At 75.8% G+C, this 3111-nt stretch carries 2 protein-coding genes; one reads left to right on the top strand and one right to left on the bottom strand.

Annotated features, from left to right (window positions below; translation table 11 throughout):
- Nucleotides 1-1650 (top strand): helix-turn-helix transcriptional regulator (locus GL263_RS24190; RefSeq protein ID WP_228456791.1); only part of this gene is annotated, 1650 nt, incomplete at its 5' end.
- Between the two features lie 23 nt (nucleotides 1651-1673).
- Here GL263_RS24190 and GL263_RS24185 read toward each other — a convergent pair.
- Nucleotides 1674-3059 (bottom strand): glutamine synthetase family protein, encoded by a 1386-nt coding sequence (locus GL263_RS24185; RefSeq protein ID WP_182857868.1) that lies wholly within the window; start codon nucleotides 3057-3059, stop codon nucleotides 1674-1676.
- Nucleotides 3060-3111: the final 52 nt, after the last annotated feature.

Genomic DNA, 3111 nt, shown 5'->3' with positions numbered 1-3111 from the left:
CCGCGCGCGACCGCCGCGGCCGGCCCACCTGCCGACGCTCCCCTCGCGCCGCCCCACCCGCCGCCCCGAGCGGCCGACATGACCGGCGGACCGGACCACGACGAGCCGCCGGCGCTTCAACTCCTGCGACACAAGCTGGAATTGACGACTCGCGAGGACGAGCGCACGACCCTCGGCCGGCGGCTCGCAGCGGTGCTGGCGAGCGCCGGACGGCATCCGGAGGCGGTGCGGCTGCTTCGCGCTCTGGCGGAGGCTTCAGCCGGTGCGGAACCGGCGGACACCGGGACCGCGGCCGTCGACGCCCTGCTCACCGCGCTCGCCCACGGCGACACCGCCGCCGAGGCGCGCCGGACGCTGAGCGCGGGAAGTCTCGCCGACGGCCACGAGGGGCCGCCCGGGCGGCCCCTCGCCGCGCTGCTGGCGATACGGGAGGCGGTGGCCGGCGAGGACCCGAGGCGGGCCGTCGCATCCGCGCGGACCGCGCTGGCCTGCGGACTCCACCCCGCCGACGACGAGTCCGGGATCCACGGCGTCGCACTGCTGGTGCTCGGCTGGGCGGGAGAACCGGGCAGCGCGCTGGACCACGCCGACTCGGCCGTCGCCTGCCACGGCCACCTCGCCGACCGGCCCCATCACCTGGCCCACGCGCTCACCCTCAGAGCGAGCCTGAACCACCGGCTCGGACGGCTCGACGAGGCCCGTGCCGACGCCTCGGCGGCCCTGGAGGCGGCGTCCGGCGCGGAGCCCGTCCAGCGGCTGGGCACCTGCCCGGTGCTGCCGATCGCCGTCCTGGTGGAGGCGCTTGTCGACCTCGGGCGGCTCGACGAGGCGGAGCGGACCCTGACCGCCGCCGGCGCGCACGGCACGCTCGACGGACGCTGGGGACACGACCACACGCTCTTCGCACGTGCCCGGCTGCACGCGGCGCGAAGCCGGTTCGCCGAGGCCGCCGCCGACTTCGCGGCGTGCGGCGCGCGGGGCACGGCACGCGGCACCGCAGGACCGCTCTTCCACCGCTGGCGCTCGGAGGCCGCGCTTGTCCGCGACGGGCTCGGCGACCCGCGCGGCGCGCGCACGCTCGCCGCGGAGGAACTCGCTCTGGCACGCGCCTCGGGCGTCCCCGAACTCGTGGGCCGCGCGCTGCGGGCCGCCGCGGCGCTGGCGCCGGCGGAAGCCGCCCTCGACCTCTCACGCGAAGCGGTGGAACACCTGCGGGAAACCGGGGCCCGGCTGTGGCTGGCCGAAGCGCTGGTCGACCTCGGCCTGCGGCTGGCCGGCGCGTCGGACGCCCTCGCCGGGCGCGCCGCGCTGCGCGAGGCGCTCGACGTGGCACGGGAGTGCGGCGCGGAACCGGTCGCGTCCGCCGCGACACGCGCGCTGGCCGAGCTGGGTGACCGCCCGCGCACCCGCGCCTTCCACGGCTACGCGGCGCTCACCCCGGCCGAGCTGCGGGTGGCCAGGCTGGCGGCCGACGGTCTGACCAACCGTCAGATCGCCGGCCACCTCTTTGTCAGCCTGCGGACGGTGGAGATGCACCTCACGAGCACCTACGCGAAGCTGGACTCCCCCGGACGCCGCGGGCTGGCGGCCGCGCTCGCGGCCGGCGCGCCCGCCTCGCCCCGCAGCGGCCCGCGGGTCCCGGCCGGCTAGGGGCCCGACCGGCGGCCGACAGGCTAGAGGCGTTCGAAGCCCCGGACGCGTTCCCAGTCGGTCACCGCGCTCTCGAACGCGGCCAGTTCCGTCCGGGCGGCCTGCGCGTAGTGCGCGACGGTCTCCTTGCCGAAGACCTCGGTGGCCAGGGCGCTGTTCTCCCAGCGGTGCAGCGCCTCGGTGAGGGTGCTCGGCAGCCTCGGCACCGTCGGGTCGGCCAGCGCGTTCGCGCGGTGCGGCTCGGGCAGCGGGAGCCGCTTGTCGACGCCGTGCAGTCCGGCGGCCACGATCGCCGCGACGGCGAGGTAGGGGTTGGCGTCGCCGCCCGGTACCCGGTGCTCGATGCGCAGGGAGTGGCCGGAGCCGACGACGCGTACCGGGCAGGTGCGGTTGTCCCTGCCCCAACCAATGCCGGTGGGGGCGAACGCGCCGGGCGCGAGGCGCTTGTACGAGTTGATGTTCGGCGCCATCAGCAGAGTGAAGTCGGCGAGCGCGTGGAGCTGGCCGGCGACGAAGTGCCGCATCAGCTCCGACATGCCGTCCGCGTCCTCGGGGTCGGCGAGGACCGCGCCGCCGTCGGTGCCGCGCAGCGAGAGGTGGACGTGGCAGGAGTTGCCCTCGCCGGTGTCGAACTTCGGCATGAAGGTCAGCGCCCGCCCCTCCTGGGCGGCGATCTCCTTGGCACCGTTCTTGAACAGGACGTGGTTGTCGCAGGTGCGCATCGCCTCGTCGTAGCGGAAGACGATCTCGTACTGGCCCGGGTGGACCTCGGCACGGGCGGTCTCCATCCTCAGCCCCGCGCGGACCATCTCGCGGCGGATGCGGCGCACCAGCGGTTCGACGCCCGCCAGGCCCTGGAGGGCGTAGTCGACGTTGTAGCGGGTGGCGGGTGTCAGGTCGTGGTAGCGGCGGTCCCAGGACTGCTGGTAGTCCTCCTGGAAGACCAGGAACTCCAGTTCCGTCCCGGCGAAGGCGGTCAACTCGCGTTCGGCGAGCCGGTCGAGCTGCCGCCGCAGGACGTGGCGGGGGGCGACGGCGACGGGGGCGCCGTCCCGCCAGGTGGCGTCGGCGAGCACCAGGGCCGTGCCCTCGTCCCAGGGCAGCACGCGCTGGGTGGCCGGGTCGGGGCGCAGGGTGAAGTCGCCGAAGCCGCTGTTCCAGGCGTCGATGGCGTAGCCGGGTCCGGTGTCCATCTCGACGTCGGTGGCCAGCAGGTAGACGCAGGCGTCGAAGCCGTGTTCGGCGGCCTCGTCGAGGAAGTGGTCGGCGGCCAGCCGGCTGCCCTGGAGCCGGCCCTGGAGGTCGGGGACGGCGACGATCACCTCCTGGACGCGGCCGGCGTGGATCTCGGCGCGCAGCCGTTCGTAGGGGTCGGGAGTGCCGCCGGGGCGGGCGGTGGTGTCGCTCATCGGCGGACCTCGGCGTTCTGGTCGTTCGGGGAGTGCTGGCCTTCTCGGGGGG

It is taken from the genome of Streptomyces durbertensis (assembly GCF_014156695.1).
Lineage (GTDB): Bacteria > Actinomycetota > Actinomycetes > Streptomycetales > Streptomycetaceae > Streptomyces > Streptomyces durbertensis.
The sequence above is the reverse complement of the archived record's forward strand: the minus strand, read 5'-3'. Positions and strand labels throughout refer to the sequence as shown.